The sequence below is a fragment of the Mesorhizobium helmanticense genome, assembly GCF_003034915.1.
GTDB lineage: Bacteria > Pseudomonadota > Alphaproteobacteria > Rhizobiales > Rhizobiaceae > Mesorhizobium > Mesorhizobium helmanticense.
This window is the reverse complement of record NZ_PZJX01000050.1, coordinates 73,710-92,090: the sequence shown is the minus strand read 5'-3', so window position 1 is coordinate 92,090 and position 18,381 is coordinate 73,710. Positions and strand designations below refer to the sequence as shown.

General features: G+C 63.8%; 18 protein-coding genes. 11 read left to right on the top strand and 7 right to left on the bottom strand.

Annotated features, from left to right (window positions below; genetic code table 11):
* Positions 1-56 precede the first annotated feature (56 nt).
* Genes C9427_RS26845 through rsmA form a run of 3 tightly spaced genes read left to right on the top strand, consistent with a single transcriptional unit; the run spans position 57 to position 2,875 of the window.
* Entirely contained in the window at positions 57-989 is a 933-nt protein-coding gene (locus C9427_RS26845) for a peptidylprolyl isomerase (protein WP_167434496.1), read from the top strand.
* A 13-nt stretch (positions 990-1,002) separates the two neighbouring features.
* A complete protein-coding gene (gene pdxA / locus C9427_RS26840; protein WP_107652082.1) occupies positions 1,003-2,031 on the top strand; it encodes a 4-hydroxythreonine-4-phosphate dehydrogenase PdxA in 1,029 nt (342 codons plus the stop codon).
* Positions 2,032-2,041: 10 nt separating this feature from the next.
* Positions 2,042-2,875: a 16S rRNA (adenine(1518)-N(6)/adenine(1519)-N(6))-dimethyltransferase RsmA gene (gene rsmA / locus C9427_RS26835; RefSeq protein WP_107652081.1), complete on the top strand. Its 834-nt coding sequence runs from the start codon at positions 2,042-2,044 to the stop codon at positions 2,873-2,875.
* Positions 2,876-3,048: 173 nt separating this feature from the next.
* Here rsmA and gmk read toward each other — a convergent pair whose 3' ends face one another.
* From gmk to fabD, 7 genes are all read right to left on the bottom strand, one after another.
* Entirely contained in the window at positions 3,049-3,705 is a 657-nt protein-coding gene (gmk, locus tag C9427_RS26830) for a guanylate kinase (protein WP_107652080.1), read from the bottom strand.
* 30 nt (positions 3,706-3,735) lie between these two features.
* Positions 3,736-4,626: a YicC/YloC family endoribonuclease gene (locus tag C9427_RS26825; protein ID WP_107652167.1), complete on the bottom strand. Its 891-nt coding sequence runs from the start codon at positions 4,624-4,626 to the stop codon at positions 3,736-3,738.
* Between the two features lie 176 nt (positions 4,627-4,802).
* Entirely contained in the window at positions 4,803-6,032 is a 1,230-nt protein-coding gene (gene mltG / locus C9427_RS26820; RefSeq protein ID WP_107652079.1) for an endolytic transglycosylase MltG, read from the bottom strand.
* Between the two features lie 102 nt (positions 6,033-6,134).
* Entirely contained in the window at positions 6,135-7,397 is a 1,263-nt protein-coding gene (gene fabF / locus C9427_RS26815) for a beta-ketoacyl-ACP synthase II (RefSeq protein WP_107652078.1), read from the bottom strand.
* A gap of 34 nt (positions 7,398-7,431) precedes the next feature.
* Entirely contained in the window at positions 7,432-7,668 is a 237-nt protein-coding gene (locus C9427_RS26810) for an acyl carrier protein (protein ID WP_006203723.1), read from the bottom strand.
* Between the two features lie 188 nt (positions 7,669-7,856).
* Positions 7,857-8,594 carry a 3-oxoacyl-[acyl-carrier-protein] reductase gene (gene fabG, locus C9427_RS26805; protein ID WP_107652077.1) on the bottom strand — a complete coding sequence of 246 codons (738 nt, stop codon included), beginning with the start codon at positions 8,592-8,594 and terminating at the stop codon, positions 7,857-7,859.
* A 60-nt stretch (positions 8,595-8,654) separates the two neighbouring features.
* Positions 8,655-9,596 carry an ACP S-malonyltransferase gene (gene fabD / locus C9427_RS26800; protein ID WP_107652076.1) on the bottom strand — a complete coding sequence of 314 codons (942 nt, stop codon included), beginning with the start codon at positions 9,594-9,596 and terminating at the stop codon, positions 8,655-8,657.
* Between the two features lie 265 nt (positions 9,597-9,861).
* On the opposite strand from fabD, the gene C9427_RS26795 reads away from it, so the two are divergent.
* The 8 genes from C9427_RS26795 to C9427_RS26760 all read left to right on the top strand — a co-directional run bounded on the left by C9427_RS26795 (position 9,862) and on the right by C9427_RS26760 (position 18,267).
* Positions 9,862-11,787: an LTA synthase family protein gene (locus C9427_RS26795; protein ID WP_107652075.1), complete on the top strand. Its 1,926-nt coding sequence runs from the start codon at positions 9,862-9,864 to the stop codon at positions 11,785-11,787.
* Between the two features lie 294 nt (positions 11,788-12,081).
* On the top strand, positions 12,082-12,564 hold the full coding sequence (gene rpsF, locus C9427_RS26790) for a 30S ribosomal protein S6 (RefSeq protein WP_097573413.1): 483 nt from the start codon (positions 12,082-12,084) through the stop codon (positions 12,562-12,564).
* On the top strand, positions 12,564-12,812 hold the full coding sequence (gene rpsR / locus C9427_RS26785) for a 30S ribosomal protein S18 (protein WP_006203718.1): 249 nt from the start codon (positions 12,564-12,566) through the stop codon (positions 12,810-12,812). The genes rpsF and rpsR overlap by 1 nt, the downstream gene beginning before the upstream one ends.
* 206 nt (positions 12,813-13,018) lie before the next feature.
* Complete coding sequence (gene rplI / locus C9427_RS26780; protein ID WP_107652074.1) at positions 13,019-13,603, top strand: 50S ribosomal protein L9; 585 nt, start codon at positions 13,019-13,021, stop codon at positions 13,601-13,603.
* A gap of 268 nt (positions 13,604-13,871) precedes the next feature.
* Complete coding sequence (locus C9427_RS26775; protein WP_107652073.1) at positions 13,872-15,161, top strand: cyclopropane fatty acid synthase; 1,290 nt, start codon at positions 13,872-13,874, stop codon at positions 15,159-15,161.
* 79 nt (positions 15,162-15,240) lie between these two features.
* Complete coding sequence (locus C9427_RS26770; RefSeq protein WP_107652072.1) at positions 15,241-15,564, top strand: YnfA family protein; 324 nt, start codon at positions 15,241-15,243, stop codon at positions 15,562-15,564.
* On the top strand, positions 15,564-16,526 hold the full coding sequence (locus C9427_RS26765) for a small ribosomal subunit Rsm22 family protein (RefSeq protein WP_107652071.1): 963 nt from the start codon (positions 15,564-15,566) through the stop codon (positions 16,524-16,526). Before C9427_RS26770 ends, C9427_RS26765 begins: the two co-directional genes overlap by 1 nt.
* A gap of 250 nt (positions 16,527-16,776) precedes the next feature.
* Positions 16,777-18,267 (top strand): replicative DNA helicase, encoded by a 1,491-nt coding sequence (locus tag C9427_RS26760; RefSeq protein ID WP_107652070.1) that lies wholly within the window; start codon positions 16,777-16,779, stop codon positions 18,265-18,267.
* The last annotated feature ends 114 nt before the right edge of the window (positions 18,268-18,381 follow it).

The window sequence follows — 18,381 nt, the reverse complement described above, 5'->3', positions numbered from 1 at the left end:
ACGGCTTTCGTCTCCCTTGATTAGAATAGAATGAGCCAAGCTGGGATAGAATTGGGATGCTTTCGATGAGGAATTACCTCTTTTCGGCAGGGTTGGCGCTGCTGGTGGCGGCGGCCTCTGTCTCGATCACCGCAACGGCGTCGCCGGCTTTCGCCAGCGAGATCAAATATGTCGTCAACAACGTACCGATCACCACCGGCGACATCGCGCACCGGGCCGCGTTCCTGAAACTGCAGCGCAAGAAGGGCAGCGCCGCCGACGAAATGATCGATCAGACGCTGCGCGTCGCCGAAGCCAGGCGTCTCGGCATCCGCATCAGCGACGCCCAGGTCAATGCCGCCTACCAGCGCTTTGCCACGACCAACAAGATGCAGCTCAAGCAACTCGATGGCGTCATGGCGCAGTCCGGCGTCAGCAAGGAGCACTTCAAGGAATTCATCCGCGCCCAGATGGCCTGGAACCAGGCGCTGAGCGCGCGCTACCGCTCCGGCGAAGGCGGCTCCGTGAGCGAGCAGGACGCAGTCAGGCGCATGCTCGACAAGGGCGGGGCCAAGCCCTCAGCCATGGAATACATGCTGCAGCAAGTCATTTTCGTGGTGCCGGCGGCCGAGCGCAGCGCGACGCTGGCCAAGCGCAAGCGCGAGGCCGACGCCATGCGCGCGCGTTTCAATGGCTGCAACACCACGCGCGAATTCGCCAAGGGCCTGATCGACGTCACCGTCCGCGACCTCGGCCGGGTGCTGGCGCCGCAATTGCCGCCGGATTGGGCCGAGCAGATCAAGGCCACCAAGGTTGGCGGCGCTACCGCAACGCGCGAGACGGACCGCGGCGTCGAGTTCATCGGCATCTGCTCGTCGCGCGAAGTGTCGGACGACAAGGCCGCCCAGATGGTGTTCCAGAGCGAAGGCTCGAACGACAAGAACTCCGACGAACTCTCCAAGAAGTACGTCGAGGAGTTGCGGAAGAAAGCCCGCATCGTCGAGCGCTGAAGTCGACATAGCCGTGCCGGACGCAAAGCTTCCGCTGGCGTTGAGTGTCGGCGATCCGTCCGGCGTGGGGCCGGAGATCGCCATCGCCGCCTGGCAGGCGCGTGATAGCGCCGGTGTGCCGCCTTTTTATCTCCTCGCCGATCCGGCACTAATTGACGCAAGGGCGCGTCGGCTCGGCGCCAGCGTGGCGATGGCGGAAACCACGCCGGCGCAGGCGCAACTGACCTTTTCGCGGGCTCTGCCGATCGCGCCGCTTGCCGCCCGCTCCATCGATAGTCCCGGCCAGTCGGATCCGGAGAACGCCGCCGGCATCATCGAGGCTATCGACCGCGCCGTTGCCGACTGCCTTGGCGGCCGCGCCGCCGCGGTCGTGACGTGCCCGATCGCCAAGAAGCCGCTCTATGATGCCGGGTTCCGCTTTCCCGGCCATACCGAATATCTGGCGCATCTGGCATCGCTCCATGCCGGCGCGGACGCGATGCCGGTGATGCTGCTTGCCGGCCCCGAGTTGCGCACCGTCCCGGTCACCATCCACATCGCACTGGCCGAGGTGCCGAAGGCGCTGACGAGCGACCTGATCGTCGCGACCGCCCGCATCACCGCCACCGACCTCGAACATCGCTTCGGCGTCGCCAGGCCGCGGCTTGCCATTGCCGGCCTCAATCCGCATGCCGGCGAAGGCGGCGCGATGGGTGCTGAGGACGAGCAGATCATCCGCCCGGCAATCGAGAGGCTGAGGGCGGAAGGCATCGACGCATTCGGGCCCCTGCCGGCCGATACGATGTTCCATGCCCGTGCAAGGGCCGGCTACGACGTGGCAATCTGCATGTATCACGACCAGGCGCTGATCCCCGCCAAGGCGCTGGCTTTCGACGAAGCGGTCAACGTGACGCTCGGCCTGCCCTTCATACGCACGTCGCCGGACCACGGCACCGCCTTCGACATCGCCGGCAAGGGCCTGGCTCGGGCCGATAGCCTGATTGCGGCGCTGAAACTCGCCCGCCGGCTGGCCGATAGCGAAACGAAGGCCGCGGCCGCATGAGCGTCTTCGCATGAGCATGGACGGGCTGCCGCCGCTGCGCGCGGTGATCGAGAGCCACGGGCTGCAGGCGAAGAAGTCGCTCGGCCAGAATTTCCTGCTCGACCTCAACCTGACCGGCAAGATCGCGCGCGCCGCAGGCGATCTTGCCGATGCAACCGTGATCGAGGTCGGCCCTGGCCCCGGCGGGCTGACCAGGGCGCTGCTCTTCAGTGGCGCACGACGGGTGATCGCCATCGAGCGCGACGAGCGGTGCCTGGAAGCGCTGGCCGAAGTCTCCAACCATTATCCCGGTCGGCTTGAGGTCATTGCCGGTGATGCGCTGAAGATGGATTTCGCCTCCCTTGCCGGCGCGGCAAGCGGCGGTCCCGTGAAGATCGTCGCCAACCTGCCCTATAATATCGGCACCGAACTCTTGATCCGCTGGCTGACGGTCACCGAGTGGCCGCCCTTCTATACGTCGATGACGCTGATGTTCCAGCGCGAGGTAGCCGAGCGCATCGTCGCCTGCCCCGGCAGCGATGCCTATGGCCGGCTCGGCGTGCTGGCCGGCTGGCGGACAGAGGCAAAAATCGCCTTCGACGTGCCGGCACAGGCGTTCACGCCGCCGCCCAAAGTGACATCCTCGGTGGTGCATCTGGTGCCGCGCGCCAGCCCCCTTCCGGCTGAAGTGAAAAAACTCGGCCGCGTCACCGAAGCAGCCTTCGGCCAGCGCAGAAAGATGCTGCGGCAGAGCGTGAAAAGCCTCGGTGGCGAAGCGTTGCTCACCCGCGCCGGCATCGATCCGACACGGCGAGCCGAAACCTTGAGCGTCGAAGAATTCGTGCGGCTGACGAATGCGGTTTGAGCGCCGATCTTCCCTTCTCCCCTTGTGGGAGAAGGTGGCCGAGCGAAGCTCGGTCGGATGAGGGGTGTTCCAGCTTGGCATCAACAGCGCTCCGGCCAGCACCCCTCATCCGTCTTGGCGCTACGCGCCAATCCACCTTCTCCCACAAGGGGAGAAGGAGAGGCGCCACCGCCTCAGTCTGTCTTCTCGTCCAACAGCCCTGAGACAAAATCGAACAGGCCGGGCCGGCGGTCGCGCCTCAGCCGCTCGGCGGTGACAATGCCGCGAACCTCGGCGAAGGCACGGTCGAGATCGTCGTTGACGATGACGAAATCATATTCCTTCCAGTGCTCGATCTCGTTGCGGGCGTTCTTCAGCCGCGTCTCGATCACCTGCTCCTGGTCCTCGGCGCGGCGCTTCAACCGCGCCTTCAACTCCTTCATCGATGGCGGCAGGATGAAGATCGAGACGATGTCGGCGCGCATCTTCTCCTTGAGCTGCTGGGCGCCCTGCCAGTCGATGTCGAACAGCATGTCGCGGCCTTGCGCCAGCGCCAGTTCCGCCGGCTCGCGCGGCGTAGCGTAGCAATTGCCATGCACTTCGGCCCATTCGAGAAGCGCGTCGGAATCGCGCAGCCGCTCGAATTCGCGCATGGTGCGGAAGTGGTAATGGACACCCTCGATCTCGCTGCCTCGACGCGGTCGCGTGGTGACGGAGACCGACAGTTCGAGGCTGCCATCGCTTTCCAGCAGATTGCGCGCGATCGTCGACTTGCCGGCGCCGGATGGCGACGACAGCACCAGCATCAGCCCGCGGCGGCGGATGCGCGAACCCAAATCCTTTGCGGTCATGGCAATCAAGGGCTCCTTGGCAACCACGGGTTACTCCAGATTCTGAACCTGTTCGCGAAACTGGTCGACGACCGCCTTCAGTTCCAGCCCGATGGCGGTCACCGCGGCGGCATTCGACTTCGAACATAGCGTATTCGATTCGCGATTGAATTCCTGCGCCAGAAAATCGAGCTTGCGGCCAATGGCGCCGCCGCCGGCCAGAAGCACCCGGCCCGACGCCACATGCGTCTTCAACCGGTCGATCTCCTCGCGGATGTCGGCCTTGGTGGCCAGGAACGCCGCTTCCATGTGCAAGCGGCTGGCGTCGAGATTGGCGGAGGCGTCCAGCAGCAATCGCACCTGCTCGGCAATCCTTTCGCGGATCGCCGCCGGCTCGCGCGAGGGGTCGGCCTCGGCTCTGAGCGTCAGCGCCTCGATCGCGTCGATATGGCCGGCCAACAATGAACGGAGTGCGGCGCCCTCGCCCTGGCGCGCCTGCTCCAGCCCGCTCAGCGCAACCTCCAGCGCTGACACTATCGCGGCGTCAAGCGCGGCTCGTGCTTCTTCGGTCTCCGTGGTTTCGGGAATATCGAGCACGCCGCGCAGCGAAAGCAGACCGTCGGCTGTCGCGGGCGCCACGCCGAACTGCTCCTGCAGCCGCTTGGCCAGCCCCGCCAGGTCTTTCAGGAAGGCTTCGTTAACAATCGGCTGCACCTGCTGGCCGGCGGCGCGGCCGATGGTCAGAGTCGCCTGGAAATTGCCGCGCGCAAAGCGCTTCTGTACCGTCTGCCTGACGGCCGGCTCCAGCCGCTCGAAGCCCTGCGGCAGCCGCAGCCTGACCTCGACGCTCTTGCCGTTGACGGATTTGACCTCCCAGGCGATCGACGTGCCGTCATGCTCGGCGACGGCACGCGCAAAACCGGTCATGCTTTGCAAATTCATGATGCCGCGTGTCCCCCCTGGCGCATGATCCCGGACACGGTCTTCGGACCGGACCATACGCGGCTTTACAATGCAAAAGCGTTTCCCGCACGTCTAAACCGACTTTAGGACGCTCCTGTCGAAAATATCAGTGTCTCCCTTGCGGCATCCGCAAGGGACGATTCAAATATCTGACGCTACTGGGCAGCGCCCGCATCGCCATCGGCGTCGCCGCCTTCCACCGGAGCATCGGTTTGACCGTCCACCTTGGCGTCATCGCCCTTGGCGGCGTCCTCGGCCTGCTTCTTCTGGAGTGCCCTGTAACGAGCGACATTTTCATTATGCTCGGCAAGCGTCGCGGCAAAAACGTGACCGCCGGTGCCGTCGGCAACGAAATAAAGGTCGTTGGTCTTCGACGGATTGGCCACGGCCTCCAGCGAGGCGCGGCCGGGATTGGCGATCGGCGTCGGCGGCAGGCCATTGATAAGATAGGTATTGTAGGGCGTCGGCTTCTTGATGTCCGACTGGTAGATCGGGCGATCGGCGGGTTTGCCCTTACCGCCAAACAGGCCATAGATGATGGTCGGATCCGACTGCAGCCGCATGCCCTTGGCCAGCCGGTTGAGGAAAACGGCGGCGACCCGCGAGCGTTCATCGCCCTTGCCCGTCTCCTTCTCGACGATCGAGGCCAGGATGACGAAGTCTTCGACATTGGCCAGAGGCAGGTCCGGGGCACGCCGCTGCCAGACATCGTCGACCAGCTTCTTCTGGTCAGCCAGCAATTTGTCGACCATCTGCTGGCGTGTCGCGCCACGCGTGAAGCGCAACGTGTCGGTGGCGAGGCTGCCCTCGGGCGGAACGCTTGCCGGCATATCGCCGGCAAGCCCGCCCTGGTCGGCTATGCGCTGCAGCGCCTGCTCGACCGTCAGTCCCTCCGGGATGGTCAGCGAATACATCACCGACTTGCCGCTCTTCAGCAACTCCATGATGTCGTGCATGGAAGCGCGCGGCTTGATCTCGTATTCGCCGGCCTTCAGCGCCGAATCGTTGCCATAGGCGCGCACGCCAAGGCGGAAGATGCGGGCATCGCTGATCAACCCGCGCCGCTCGAGCTGGTCGGCGATATCCTGGACGCCGGAATTCGGCTTGACCGGGAATGTGTCGCCAGTGGCCGACGGGCCGGGCTCGTTGAACTCCTGCTTGCCGAAATACAGGGCAACACCGGCTGCCAGAACCACCAGCATTATCGAGGTGATGACGAAGTTCATGAACACGACGAACTGGCCGCGCGAGGCGCGCGAGCGCTTGGGCGGCGGCGTACCGGCTTCAGGCCGCAAGGCTTCGCTGGCCGTCTTCGGCACGATCGGGGCTGGCGGCGGCGATTGCCGTTGTCCGAATTCTCCGTTGTCCGCCGGACTTGTGTTCATAGCGCCCTACCGTTTGATCTTGCAACGAATCCCCTGCGGCAGAGTAGGGGCGAATATGGCAAAATTGACGACACGCATGGGCCGTGCCGGTCGGCGGACCGGTCAGCCATTGTAACGCTGGAAGACGAGCGAGGCGTTGGTGCCGCCGAAGCCGAAGGAATTGGACAGCGCCACGTCGATCTGGCGCGCACGCGGTTGGTTCGGCACCAGGTCTATCGACGTTTCACGCTCGGGATTGTCGAGGTTGATGGTGGCCGGCGCGATGTTGTCGCGGATGGCGAGGATCGAAAAGATCGCCTCGGCCGCACCGGCCGCTCCCAGAAGATGGCCGATCGACGACTTGGTCGACGACATCGATATTTTCGACGCGGCATTGCCGACCAGACGCTCGACGGCGCCGAGTTCGATCGTGTCGGCCATGGTCGAAGTGCCGTGCGCGTTGATGTAGTCGACATCGGCGGGCGTCAGCTTGGCCCGGTTCAGTGCCGCCGTCATGCAACGGAAGGCGCCGTCGCCGTCGTCGGCGGGTGCTGTGATGTGATAGGCATCGCCGGTCAGGCCGTAACCGGTGACCTCGGCATAGATCCTGGCGCCGCGCGCCTCGGCATGTTCGAGGGCTTCCAGCACGACGACGCCGGCGCCCTCGCCCATGACGAAGCCGTCACGGTCGCGATCATAAGGGCGCGAGGCCGTTTGCGGAGCGTCGTTGCGCTCGGTGGACAGCGCCCGGCAAGCGGCGAAGCCGGCGATCGACAGCCGCGTCACCGGCGCCTCGGCGCCGCCCGCGACCATGACGTCGGCATCGCCCCACATGATCAGCCGGGCGGCATCGCCGATGGCGTGGGCGCCAGTGGAGCAAGCAGTGACCACGGCGTGGTTGGGGCCTTTCAGCCCATGCCGGATCGAGACCTGGCCGGAGACGAGATTGATGATCTGGCCGGGGATGAAGAACGGGCTGATGCGGCGCGGACCGCGCTCCTTCAGGATCATCGCGTTCTCGGCGATGCCTTCGATGCCGCCAATGCCGGAACCGATCAGCACGCCGGTGGCGCACTGCTCCTCATGCGTCTTCGGCGCCCAGCCGGAGTCCTTCAGCGCTTCATCGGCGGCCGCGATCCCGTATAGGATGAAGTCGCCGATCTTGCGCAGTTCCTTCGGCTCGAGAACGGCCTCCGGATTGAAGGTGGCGTTCTCGCCGTTGCCACGCGGAATGACGTGGGCGATCTTGCAGGCAAGATCCTCCACTTCGAACTCGGTGATGCGCTTGGCGGCACTGCGGCCGGTCAGGAGTTCCTTCCAGCTATGCTCGAAGCCCATGCCGAACGGCGAAAGCAGCCCAAGGCCCGTGACGACGACACGCCTCATCGCAGGTCCTCCCAGGTGATGCCTGCGGAAAGCTTCAGGCCGAGGCCTTGTCGATGTACTTCACGGCATCGCCGACGGTCAGGATGGTCTCGGCCGCATCGTCGGGAATTTCGACGCCGAACTCTTCTTCGAACGCCATGACGAGTTCGACCGTGTCGAGACTGTCCGCGCCCAGATCATCGATGAAGCTCGCCTGCTCCGTCACCTTGTCGGCATCGACGCCAAGGTGCTCGATGACGATCTTCTTGACGCGCTCTGCGGTGTCACTCATTTGGGGCATCCTCGTCTTTTGGTTGTCTGTCTTCGTTAGCGGGCAGAATGCCGCTAATCAAGCTGAAAGATGGTCCTGCCAGAAACGCTACGGCGCCGGACCGGTTTTTGCCCGAACCGCCGGGTTGCGGGCCGCATTACACGAAAATCGGTCTGGGTCCAAGGCGAAATGGGTGTTTTCCGCAACTGTCAAATCATCGCCATGCCGCCGTTAACATGAATGGTCTGGCCGGTGACATAGGCAGCCTCGTTGGAAGCGAGGTAGGCGACGGCGGAGGCCACTTCGGCACTGGTGCCCATGCGCCTTGTCGGGATCGCAGCCATGATCGCCTCCTTCTGCTTGTCGTTGAGCTTGTCGGTCATTGCCGATTCGATGAAGCCCGGGGCGACGCAGTTGACAGTGATGTTGCGGGTGGCGATCTCCTGCGCCAGCGACTTGGAAAACCCGATCATGCCGGCCTTGGAAGCGCAGTAATTGGTCTGGCCTGGATTGCCGGTGACGCCGACCACCGAGGTGATGTTGATGATGCGGCCGTGCCGGCGGCGCATCATCGGATGGGTGAGCTCCCGGGTCAGCCGAAACACGGCGGTCAGATTGACCTCGAGCACGCTGTCCCAGTCGGCGTCCGCCATGCGCACGAACAGCCCGTCCTTGGTGATCCCGGCATTGTTGACGAGAATGTCGACGCCTTCGAGATCGGCCTCTGCCTTCTGGCCGAGCGCCTTGACCTCGTCGCGGTTCGAAAGATTGGCTGGAAACAGCCTGACCCGCTCGCCGAGTTCGGCGGCCAGCGCCTCGAGTTTCTCGATACGGGTGCCATGCAGGCCGACGATGGCGCCTTGCGCATGCAACACCCTGGCGATCGCCTCGCCGATGCCTCCCGATGCGCCTGTCACAAGCGCCTTCCGGCCAGTCAGTTCGAACATTTTTGTCTCCCGATCTTCAGAGAACACCCTTCACATGGGTGCGTCCACATCGCCAGTGGATTATGCCAGCGCCACCACTGCCACCTCGACATCGGCCGCCGTGCCGACGGCACCGGTGGCGATATCGCGGTTGATGCGCCGCGCCAGTCCCGACAGCACCTTGCCGGCGCCGATTTCGTAGAGCGTTGTAACGCCGTTGGCGCCGAACCATTCCACCGTCTCGCGCCAGCGCACGCGTCCGGTCACTTGCTCGACCAGGCGCCGCGCGATCTCGTCCGGATCGCTGGTCGGAGTGACAGAGACGTTGGAGATCACAGGCACGACCGGCGCGTGCTTGGCGACGCCGGCCAGCGCCTCGCGCATGATCTCGGCCGCCGGCTTCATCAGCGCCGAATGGAAAGGCGCCGAGACCTGCAGCATCAGTGCCCGTTTGGCGCCCTTTTCGGTGCATAGTCTTGCCGCCAGTTCGACGGCGGACCTGGCGCCGGAGATAACGAGCTGGCCACCGCCATTGTCGTTGGCGATCTGGCAGACTGACCCCCTGGACGCCTCAGCGCAGGCGGCTTCGACATCGGCCTGTTCCAGCCCGATGATCGCCGCCATGGCGCCCTCGCCGGCCGGCACCGCTGCCTGCATGGCGTTGCCGCGGATGCGCAGCAGCCGGGCGGCATCCGCGACCGAAACGAAACCGGCGGCGGCAAGTGCCGAATATTCGCCGAGCGAATGTCCGGCGACATAGGCGACCTTGTCCTTCAACGAGAAGCCGTGCGATTCCAGCGCCCGGATCGCGGCAAGCGAGACCGCCATCAGCGCCGGTTGGGCATTGGCGGTAAGCGTCAGCGTTTCTTCCGGCCCCTCCCAGATCAGCTTCGACAGCTTCTCACCGAGCGCATCGTCGACCTCTTCGAAGATTTTCCGCGATTCCGGAAATGCTTCGGCGAGATCCTTGCCCATGCCGACAGCTTGGCTGCCCTGTCCCGGAAAGGTGAATGCGACGGCCATATGCGGCTCCCAGAGGCTGGTTTTCCCTGCCTGTGACCAAGGGAACCGGCCAAGTCAAGCCCGTGATGAGCCGATCCGCAGCCGTTTCGGAACAGCGATGGCGGCCGAGCGCCTGTTCCAAAAGGCTTTTTGGCGATCACTCATGATGAAAATCGCTCACGAATCGTTTGCTGGCTCTTCTTATTTTCGCCACAGGCGCTAGCTTTTCGTGACAGTACGATGACATTTCAGTGAAGCTAATGTTACGGGCCGGGGAAAGATCAAGGTGGCAAGGATTAGGAAGAGCGCGGGCAAGGCTGCGCCACAGTTTCTGGAAGGCGATCCGTCCACCGGCTATCTGCCGGGGCGGAAATGGCCGGTTATCCGCTATGGCCTCGCCAGCCTGCTCGCCGCCACCATCCTGGTGTTTGCGATCGAATTGATCGTGCGCGGCGATTTCGCCGGCACCGTCTCCTTCTTCCTGCAGCCCTTCAAGCCGGGCTGGACCACCATCATCATCTTCGCGCTGGTTCTGGTCGGGCTCGACGCCGTGCTTGGCCGCAGCCACCAGAGCCTGATGATCGTCGCGCCGCTGGCGCTGGCGCTGGCCTTTGTCGGCCATCAGAAATCTCACTATCTCGGCGATCCCCTCTATCCGACCGATTTCCTCTATTCCCGCCAGATCGTGGCGCTGATGCCGCTTCTGGTGCGTGATCGCCCGGGAACCGCCATCGCCATGGCGGTCGGCATCATCGGCGGCCTGTCGCTGCTCGTCTATGGCTGGCGGCTATGGCGCCGGCGGGTGCCGGCACTCAGCCACAAGGGCCGCCTCGCCCGGTTGGCGCTGACGGTGCCGCTGCTCGCCTTCTTCGTCTCGATCATGGATTATGCCACCTTCTCGTGGACCCGCGACCGGCTGCAGATCATCCCGATCATGTGGGACCAGAAGGAAAACTATGCCTCCAACGGCTTTGCGCTCGCCTTCGCGCTCAATGTGCCGATGGCGCATGTCTCGGCGCCGGCAGGTTATTCCGACAAGGCGATCGCGGCGATCGACAGGCCCGGTGTGACGGCCACGATGCCGGCCGAGAAGCCGGACATCATCGTCGTCATGAGCGAATCCTTCTGGGATCCGACCAAGCTGCCGGGCGTCACCATCACGCCCGACCCGATCCCCAATGTGCGAGCGTTGCGCTCGGGCTACATGTTCTCGCCGGAATTCGGCGGCATGACCGCCAACATCGAGTTCGAGGCGCTGACCGGCTTTTCCAACGCCTTCCTGCCGGCAGGCAGCATTCCCTACCAGCAATATGTGCGCTCGCCGACGCCCTCGCTGGCGACCTTCCTGAAAAGCGAAGGCTACCGGGCACGCGCCATCCATCCGGGCACCAATTGGTTCTGGAACCGCGGCGCGGTCTACGCAGATTTCGGCTTCAACGACTTCAAGTCGGAAGAGACCTTGCCGCCGATGCAAAAGCGCGGGCCGCTGGCATCGGACGCGTCGATGACCGACGAGATCATCCGCGAGGCCGACGCCAGCGCCGATCCTGTCTTCTTCTTCGCCGTCAGCCTGCAGAACCACGGGCCCTACGAGCCATACCGCTACTACAATCCGACCCACAAGGTGCAGGCCCCGATCAGCCGGTGGGCGCGTGAATCGCTGTTGAGCTACACGGAAGGCTCTTCGGACGCGGACCGCGGCCTTGAGCGCCTCATAGAATGGGCCAAGAAACGCGAGCGGCCGACGGTCATCGCCTTCTTCGGCGACCATCTGCCGCCGCTTGGCCCGGTCTATGTCGAGACCGGCTTCATGAAGGACAATGTCGCGCCGCGCAAGGAGCCGGCCGACCAGATGCTGCAGCATCACCAGACGCCGCTGGTCATCTGGTCGAACCGCACCGGTCCGGCCGAGGACATGGGCGCGGTGAGCCCAGCCTTCCTGCCCTACCATATCCTGACGACCGCCGGGATCAGCCATCCCTACTACACCGGCTTCCTTGGCCAGATGCGAGAGCGCTACCGCGTCGTCGACCGCAATCTGTTGCTGACGCCGACCGGCGAAGCCGTCCCCGACTGGGCACGGCAAAAGAACATCGACCCGGCCATCAACAATTTCCGCCTGCTGCAGTACGACATGATGTTCGGCAAACGCCGCGCGGCGCCCGACTTCTTCCCCGAAACGGTGGACAAGCTCGGCCCGCATACGAGCTGAGAGACATATCGTCCGCGCGACGGCCGATTTTCCGCCTGCCCTTGCCTTCCAGCCGGATTGCTGTATAGACGCCCGCAATCTGCCGGTCCTTGCTGGGGGCTGAACGGAGGGCCGGAGGTTTTTTCGAAAATCTTCGCGTGAAGCCAGAAGCGCTTCCGCCTCCCGTGTCTCCGCTCTCGACCGTCTCGTGATGCTCCTTTCTTCCCCGCCCCTTCGGGACCAGCGGGTCAGAGAAGTTGCAGAGGCTTTTGCCGCCGGGAACCGGGAGAGAAACGAAGAAAGGCAAAGAACTATATGGCTCTCTACGAACATGTGTTTCTTGCCCGGCAGGACCTCTCGCAGCAGCAGGTCGATGCGCTTGTCGAACAGTACAAGGGCGTCATATCAGCGAATGGCGGGTCCGTCGGCCGGGTCGAGAACTGGGGACTGAAGTCTCTCACCTACCGGGTCAACAAGAACCGGAAGGCCTATTACACGCTGATGGATATCACCTGCCCGCCGGCCGCTCTCAACGAAATGGAGCGCCAGATGGGCCTGTCCGAGGACGTGCTGCGTTTCCTCACCATCAAGGTCGATGCGCATGAGGAAGGCCCGTCGGCGATGATGCAGAAGCGCGAAGAGCGCTCGGAGCGCGGCGGCTTTGGCGACCGCGACCGCGGCCCGCGCTCGTTCGGCGACCGCGATCGCGGCGACCGTGGCGATCGTCCGCCGCGCAGCTTCGGCGACCGCGACCGTGGCGACCGTCCGCCACGCAGCATTGAAGGGGGTGCAGAATAATGGTCGACATCAATCAGATCCCGACCCGGCGCCCGTTCCACCGTCGCCGCAAGACCTGCCCGTTCTCCGGCGCCAACGCGCCCAAGATCGACTACAAGGACGTGCGTCTTCTGCAGCGCTACATTTCCGAGCGCGGCAAGATCGTGCCGTCGCGCATCACCGCCGTCAGCCAGAAGAAGCAGCGCGAACTCGCCAAGGCGATCAAGCGGGCACGCTTCCTCGGCCTGCTGCCCTACGTGGTACGCTAAGTCTTTCGAAGCGGGCGGTTCGCCGCCCGCTTTTTTTCACCGACCGTGACGGGCATGGCCGGTTCGAACATCAAATCCCGAGTTGGATTTCGAAAGAAATCCTAACTGCCGACAGGCAGGACAGCGACACCAGCGCCAAGGCGCTCAAGCTTCCTGACCTGTTCCCATGAATTCGGCGTCCGCGCCTAACCTAAAGGAACAAAACCATGGAAGTCATTCTCCTCGAACGCGTTTCCCGCCTCGGCCAGATGGGTGATACCGTCAAGGTCAAGGACGGGTTTGCCCGCAATTTCCTGTTGCCGCAGGGCAAGGCGCTGCGCGCCAACGAAGCCAACAAGAAGAAATTCGAGGGACAGCGTGCCCAGCTCGAAGCCCGCAACCTCGAGCGCAAGTCGGAAGCCACGCAGGTTGCCGAGAAGCTCGACGGCAAGAGCTTCATCGCCGTGCGTTCGGCCGGCGAGACCGGCCAGCTCTACGGTTCGGTTTCGACCCGCGACATCGCCGAGCTGCTGACGGCGGAAGGCTTCTCGGTCAACCGCAACCAGATCCTGCTCAACCAGCCGATCAAGACCATCGGCCTTACCAATGTGGCGATTGCGCTGCATCCGGAAGTCGAGGTCACCGTCACGCTCAACATCGCGCGCACGGCCGACGAAGCCGAGCGCCAGGCCAAGGGCGAGACGCTGACCACCGCCGAAGCCATCTATGGCGAAGACATCAACGACAATGCGCGGCCGGAAAATTTCTTCGACCCCAATGCCGAGCTCGAAGGCGAGGAAGACAACGCCTGATTGCGCATTGCGGGGCCCAAAACGGCCCCCTGATCGATTTTGTCGGCTTCCAGTTATTCTGGACCAATGCCCGGGCCTCTCGCCCGGGCATTTTTGTGCCAAAAGGAACTTTTCGAACCCCTATATATTGTTGCAGACTACGACGTCGCGCGTCGTTTGGACGCGCAAAGGACGTTGTGGCACGTTGACTAGGGCGCATGCTCCTTGCCGAAATCGGTAGCGATTTCATGCGCGAACAGCCTGTCTGACCGAGAGGGGACGTTTGGTCATGAATATTCTGTTGAAGCGCGTACTTGACCGCCTGGTGCGTACCGGCAATCTCAAGGTAACCGGACCCAAGGGCCTGTCAGTGATTTTCGGCGACGGTTCCGGCGAGCCGGTACACATGCACATCAAGACCAGGCACGCCGAGCGTGCCATCACCTTCGATCCAATGCTGGCGGTGCCGGAAGCCTACATGGACGGCGAGCTCGACATCCTTGAAGGCGGCGTTCTGGGTCTGATGCGCATCGCTTTCCAGAACATGGGCAGCGGCGGCATCGACGCCACCTGGTCGAAGGCGATCGAGGGCCTGCGCCACGCCTTTCGTCGCCTGCAGCAGATCAACACGGCCGCGCGAGCGCGCCGCAACGTGCAGCGCCACTACGACCTGTCGGGCGACCTCTACCGGCTCTTCCTCGACGAGGACATGCAGTATTCCTGCGCCTATTTCGAGCAGCCGGATATGACACTCGACGAGGCGCAGGCCGCCAAGAAACGCCACATCGCCGCCAAGCTCAGGCTGAAGGCGGGCCAGACGGTGCTCGACATCGGCTCCGGCTGGGGCGGGCTCGGCCTCTATCTGGCGAAATCGTTCGACGTGGACGTGCAGGGCGTGACGCTGTCGACGGAGCAGCATGGCGTCGCCACCGATCGCGCCCATGCGCAAGGCCTGGAAAACCGGGTGCACTTCGAACTGAAGGACTACCGCGAACTCAATGAGCGTTTCGACCGCATCGTCTCGGTCGGCATGTTCGAGCATGTCGGCGTCAACCATTTCCGCACCTTCTTCGACAAGTCGGCGACGCTGCTCAAGCCGGACGGCGTCATGCTGCTGCACACGATCGGCCGCTCCGGGGTGCCGTGGGCGACCAGCGCCTTCATCCGCAAATATATTTTTCCGGGCGGCTATATCCCGTCACTGTCCGAAGTGATGCCGGCGATCGAGAAGTCGGGGCTTGTCGTCACCGACATCGAGATCCTGCGGCTGCACTATGCCGACACGCTGAAGCACTGGGGCCAGCGCTTCGCCGCCAACCGCGACAAGGCCAAGGCGATCTATGACGAGCGTTTCTGCCGCATGTGGGAGTTCTACCTGGCAGCCTCGGAAGCCGCTTTCCGCTGGCAGGATCTGGTGATCTTCCAGATCCAGATCGCCAAGAAGAACGACACGCTGCCGATGTCGCGCGACTACATGGCCAAATGCGAAAAGGCGCTGGAGATGCGCGACATGGGGCATCGCGAAAAGGCCCCTGCCGCCAAGCCCGCCCGGCGCCGCAAGGTGGCGGATCCGGAATAGACCCGGCGACTGCGCCATTGCCGCTTGCCATTGCAGGCCTGCACGCTGAAAAAGGTCTCGTCACCGCGAGACCTTTTTCATGACCTATCTCCTCTATGTCGCCGCAGCACTTGCCGAGATCGCCGGCTGCTTTTCGTTCTGGGCGTGGTGGCGGCTGGAAAAGTCGCCGCTGTGGCTGGTGCCGGGCCTCGTCTGCCTCGCTTTGTTCGGCTTCCTGCTGGCTCTGGTCGACACGTCAGCCGCCGGCCGCGCCTATGCCGCCTATGGCGGCATCTACATCGCGGCAGCGCTGGGCTGGCTGTGGCTGGTGGAAGGGGTGCGCCCCGACCGCTGGGATCTCGCCGGTGCGGCGCTCTCCATCATTGGCGCCTCGGTCATCCTGCTTGCGCCTCGGGGGGCGTGATGGAGCTGCCTGCTCCACTTCGGCAAGGTGTCGAGCGCATTCTCGAAAAAGTGCCGCTGGCTGTGCTCAAGCAAGCGGCAAGGACGCTATCGGACCGCTACCGCGCCGAACTGCGCGACGGCCGCCTGCACATGGCCGAGGAGATGGCGGTGAAGGCCTATCTGGCGACGCGGCTGCCGGCGACCTACGCCGCCGTACGCGCCTGCCTGGATGCGGTCAGCGAGGCGCGGCCCGCTTACACACCGAAAACCCTGCTCGATGTCGGCGCCGGCCCTGGTACGGTGCTTTGGGCCACGGCCGATCTGTGGCCCGACCTCGAAGATGCTGTGCTGATCGAGGCAAGCGCCGCGGTGCGCCGGGTCGGCGAGGCTCTTGCCACTGAGGCGATCACGGCCAGGATCGCCTGGCTGGCCGGCGATGTCACCATCGACCTTGGCGCGCTCAAGCCGGCCGATCTGGTCACCTGTGCCTATGTGCTGGATGAGATTACGCCGGCGTCGCTGCCCAAGCTCGTCGCCAGGCTCTGGCAGCTCACTGCCGATACCCTCCTGATCGTCGAGCCGGGCACGCCGGCCGGCTGGCAGCGGATTCTTGCCGCGCGCAGGCAATTGGTCGAGGCCGGCGCGCATGTTCTTGCGCCTTGTCCGCATGAGATGCCCTGCCCGCTCGCCGCGCCCGACTGGTGCCATTTTTCGCGTCGCGTCGCCCGCTCGCGCCTGCACCGGCTGGCCAAGGACGCCGACGTGCCTTGGGAGGACGAGAAATTCATCTATGTCGCCGCCTCGCGGCACCCTGCCCCATCCCGTGCCGCGCGGGTGATCGCGCCGCCGAAATCCGGTTCAGGCAAGGTTCTGCTCAAGCTCTGCCAAAAGGATGGCAGCGCCGGCGAAAAACTGTTCACCAAGCGCGATGGCGATGCGTTCAGGCTGGCGCGACGGCTCGACTGGGGCGACTCAATCTAATCTCGCGCCGATGGCTCGCGCAGCGTCCGGCTCTCCGATTTTTGTTCTTGATTTGTTCAATGCATCGCGTAGAATCGCAGCCTTGCCGAGTCAAATGGAATCAGAGCCCGGGAATTCTGTCCTGTGGACTGTTTGCCGTTCCTGTGAACAGCGGGCATCAACGCCGATTGAGTACGAGTGATGCATATAAGTCAGCACCGGCTCTTTCTCGTTCTGGTATCGAGGGGCCGGGATCGAAATCGGGGACATCATGGCAGAGGCAGCGCGAAAATTCGGCGTCGCGGAACAACCGCTCTATCGCGAGGCACCGAACAACATCGAGGCGGAGCAGGCGCTGCTCGGCGCCATCCTCGTCAACAATGATGCCTTCTACCGTGTCTCGGACTTTCTCAAGTCGGGTCATTTCTACGAGCCGCTGCATAGAAAGATCTTCGAGGTTGCGGCCGAGCTTATCCGCATGGGCAAGATAGCGACGCCGATAACGCTGAAGACCTTCCTGCCGGCCGACGAGAAGGTCGGCGACATGACGGTGGCGCAATATGTCGTGCGGCTGGCCGTCGAGGCTGTCACCGTCGTCAACGCCGCCGACTACGGCCGCGCCATTTACGATCTCGCCACGCGGCGCGCGCTGATCACCGTCGGCGAGGACATGGTCAACATCGCCTATGACGCGCCGGTCGACATGTCGCCGTCCGAGCAGATCGAGGATGCCGAGCGGCGCCTGTTCGAATTGGCCGAGACCGGTCGCTACGATGGCGGCTTCGAGAGCTTCACCGACGCGGTCAAGACCGCCGTCGACATGGCCAACGCCGCCTATATGCGCGACGGGCATTTGTCGGGCGTCGCCACGGGCCTGCGCGATCTCGACCGCCGCATGGGCGGCCTGCAGCCCTCCGACCTGATCATCATCGCCGGCCGTCCCGGCATGGGCAAGACCTCGCTTGCCACCAACATGGCTTTCAACATCGCCGAGGCCTATGTGCCGGCGCAGCAGGCCGACGGTTCGTTCAAGGCGGCCAATGGCGGCGTCGTCGGCTTCTTCTCGCTCGAAATGTCGTCGGAACAGCTCGCCACCCGCATCATCTCCGAGCAGACCGAAATCCCGTCGTCGAAAATCCGCCGCGGTGAGATCAGCGAGATGGATTTCGAGAAGCTGGTCGCCTGCTCGCAGACCATGCAGAAGATCCCGCTGTTCATCGACCAGACCGGCGGTATTTCCATCGCACAATTGTCGGCGCGCGCGCGTCGGCTGAAACGGCAGCGCGGCCTCGACGTCATCGTCATCGATTATATCCAGCTGATGCAAGGATCGAGCGCCAGGGCCTCGCAGAACCGCGTACAGGAAATCACCGAGATCACCACCGGGCTGAAGGCGCTGGCCAAGGAGCTTGCGGTGCCGATCATCGCGCTGTCGCAGCTGTCGCGCCAGGTCGAGAGCCGCGACGACAAACGCCCGCAACTCTCCGATCTGCGCGAATCGGGCTCGATCGAGCAGGACGCCGACGTGGTGATGTTCGTCTACCGCGAGGAATATTATCTGAAGAACCGCGAGCCGAAACCCGGCACCGACGAATACATCAAATGGGAAAACGAGATGAACGAGATGCGCGGCAAGGCTGAGGTCATCGTCGCCAAGCAGCGCCATGGGCCGACCGGCTCGGTCAGCCTCGCCTTCCAGGGCGAGTTCACCCGCTTCTCCGACCTTGCGGAAGAGCATCATATTGCGGAGAGGTTTGAGTAGCCGCTTGTCCTCGGTCGCAACAGAAACTTGGCGAAACCCCACGCGCAGTCCGATCTCCCCCCTCGTGGGGGAGATGTCCGGCAGGACAGAGGGGGGCGCGAAAGATCACGGCCC

What these genes read in the sequence shown, in the direction of transcription:
- C9427_RS26845 (WP_167434496.1), top strand. Translation starts at nt 57, where the DNA reads ATGCTTTCGATGAGGAATTACCTCTTTTCGGCAGGGTTGGCGCTGCTG.
- rsmA (WP_107652081.1), top strand. Translation starts at nt 2,042, where the DNA reads ATGAGCATGGACGGGCTGCCGCCGCTGCGCGCGGTGATCGAGAGCCAC.
- gmk (WP_107652080.1), bottom strand. Translation starts at nt 3,705, where the DNA reads ATGACCGCAAAGGATTTGGGTTCGCGCATCCGCCGCCGCGGGCTGATG.
- C9427_RS26825 (WP_107652167.1), bottom strand. Translation starts at nt 4,626, where the DNA reads ATGAATTTGCAAAGCATGACCGGTTTTGCGCGTGCCGTCGCCGAGCAT.
- mltG (WP_107652079.1), bottom strand. Translation starts at nt 6,032, where the DNA reads ATGAACACAAGTCCGGCGGACAACGGAGAATTCGGACAACGGCAATCG.
- fabF (WP_107652078.1), bottom strand. Translation starts at nt 7,397, where the DNA reads ATGAGGCGTGTCGTCGTCACGGGCCTTGGGCTGCTTTCGCCGTTCGGC.
- C9427_RS26810 (WP_006203723.1), bottom strand. Translation starts at nt 7,668, where the DNA reads ATGAGTGACACCGCAGAGCGCGTCAAGAAGATCGTCATCGAGCACCTT.
- fabG (WP_107652077.1), bottom strand. Translation starts at nt 8,594, where the DNA reads ATGTTCGAACTGACTGGCCGGAAGGCGCTTGTGACAGGCGCATCGGGA.
- fabD (WP_107652076.1), bottom strand. Translation starts at nt 9,596, where the DNA reads ATGGCCGTCGCATTCACCTTTCCGGGACAGGGCAGCCAAGCTGTCGGC.
- rpsF (WP_097573413.1), top strand. Translation starts at nt 12,082, where the DNA reads ATGGCTCTCTACGAACATGTGTTTCTTGCCCGGCAGGACCTCTCGCAG.
- rpsR (WP_006203718.1), top strand. Translation starts at nt 12,564, where the DNA reads ATGGTCGACATCAATCAGATCCCGACCCGGCGCCCGTTCCACCGTCGC.
- rplI (WP_107652074.1), top strand. Translation starts at nt 13,019, where the DNA reads ATGGAAGTCATTCTCCTCGAACGCGTTTCCCGCCTCGGCCAGATGGGT.
- C9427_RS26775 (WP_107652073.1), top strand. Translation starts at nt 13,872, where the DNA reads ATGAATATTCTGTTGAAGCGCGTACTTGACCGCCTGGTGCGTACCGGC.
- C9427_RS26770 (WP_107652072.1), top strand. Translation starts at nt 15,241, where the DNA reads ATGACCTATCTCCTCTATGTCGCCGCAGCACTTGCCGAGATCGCCGGC.
- C9427_RS26765 (WP_107652071.1), top strand. Translation starts at nt 15,564, where the DNA reads ATGGAGCTGCCTGCTCCACTTCGGCAAGGTGTCGAGCGCATTCTCGAA.
- C9427_RS26760 (WP_107652070.1), top strand. Translation starts at nt 16,777, where the DNA reads ATGGCAGAGGCAGCGCGAAAATTCGGCGTCGCGGAACAACCGCTCTAT.